We start from the raw sequence: 1462 nt of genomic DNA, 5'->3' as shown, positions 1-1462 counted from the left end.
GTGGTGCAAAGCACCGCGGCGGAGTGGGCGCTGATCATGCTGGCCGAGCTCCGGGGCGCGCTGCACCGCGCGGGCAACCCCGCCCGCCTGGTGTTCTTCCAGCACGACGAGGTGCTGCTGCACTCCCCCGAGGCCGCCGCCGCGCAGGCCGCCGACCTGGTGCAGGCGGCCTCGGACACCGCCACCCGCGCACTGTTCGGCGACACCCCGGTCCGGGTCCCGATGCCCGCCGAGATCGTGCAGTCCTACGCGGACAAGTGAGCGGACACGTGGCTCGGCGAAGCCGCGGCGCGGCTCAGGCGGAGACGCCGACGCCGAGCGCCTCGAGCACCGCGGCGCCCATCGCCTTCATGCCCAGGGCGTTCGGGTGCACCGGCGCGGCGGGGGCGGTCGGGATCAGGCCCTCGATCCACTTGACGCCGGGGACCTGGCACATGTCGTGCCCGATCGTCGGGGTGTAGGTGTCCACGTAGGTGGCACCCGTGGCGGCGGCCTGCGCCTCCAGCGTGGCGTTGAGGTCCTTCTCCACCCCGCGCAGCCACGCGACGTCGCCGGGGCTGAACGGGACGACCGGGAAGCAGCCGGGGCCCTCGTCGGGGAGCAGGGCGGGGTAGCCCACCAGCGCGACGGTCGCGTTCGGCGAGCGCTCCGCGATCGCCTGGAGCGCGGTGGCCACCTTCTCCCCCGCCGCGGCGATCCGCTGGTCGAGCGTGGACCCGTAGGACGCCTTGCAACCCGCCCCAAGCGGGTCGGTCGGCGAGGTCAGCGCGCAGCGGCCGATGATGTCCGCGAACCCGACGTCGTTGCCCCCGATGGTCAGCGTGACGAGGTCCTCGGTACCGGTCAGCGCGTCGAGCTGGGCCGGGTTCGCACCCAGGGTGACCTTCTGCGGTGCGGTGAGGTCGTCCGTGGTGGCGCCGCTGCACGAGACGTCCACGAACTCCGTGGCCCCGATCCCCGCGGCGACGACCGACGGGAAGTTCGACCCGGACCGCAGGCACCCGACGGGCTGTCCCTGCTGCGGCGGGACCAGCGGGCCCGCGCTGTAGGAGTCCCCGAGCGCGACGTACCGCCCGGGCTCCTGCGCCTGGGCCACCCCCGCGGCCGAGCCGGTGAGGAGCGTGACCAGGACAGCGGTGAGGAACAGACGACGCACGTGCGGCCTTCCGGGGAGCAACGGATCGGTCGGCGCGCGGGGCTGCGCCACCGGGACACTAACGACGCGGCTGGGCTCCCGGTCGCGTTTCCATCCGGGTGGGTGATGCGGTGCGGCGCAGGGCGAGCGGCGCCACCGTGCGGGCCCGCAGGTCCGCCGCGTCCAGCGTCTGCGGGGTGTACGGGAGGTCCGCCAGCCGGTCCGCGGCGCGGGCACCGGGGTCGTCGAGCGGTGTCGACAGTCCACACAGGAACGCCCACTCGTGCTCCGGGCACCCCGCGTAGACGGTCTGCGCGAACACGGCGC

1 protein-coding gene and 2 pseudogenes are annotated in these 1462 nt (G+C 74.6%); 1 reads left to right on the top strand and 2 read right to left on the bottom strand.

The features are described 5' to 3' along the window. Window positions 1-261, top strand: a pseudogene (locus H5J29_RS32510) (bifunctional 3'-5' exonuclease/DNA polymerase); the annotation flags it as partial. 34 nt (window positions 262-295) lie between these two features. Here the strand turns inward: H5J29_RS32510 and H5J29_RS32505 are convergent. Next, window positions 296-1156 (bottom strand): SGNH/GDSL hydrolase family protein, encoded by an 861-nt coding sequence (locus H5J29_RS32505; protein WP_312858505.1) that lies wholly within the window; start codon window positions 1154-1156, stop codon window positions 296-298. 58 nt (window positions 1157-1214) lie between these two features. Beyond that, window positions 1215-1462, bottom strand: a pseudogene (locus H5J29_RS32500) (hypothetical protein); the annotation flags it as partial.

The sequence above is a fragment of the Pseudonocardia pini genome (assembly GCF_013870575.1).
GTDB lineage: Bacteria > Actinomycetota > Actinomycetes > Mycobacteriales > Pseudonocardiaceae > Pseudonocardia > Pseudonocardia pini.
This window is presented reverse-complemented; position numbering and strand designations above follow the sequence as displayed.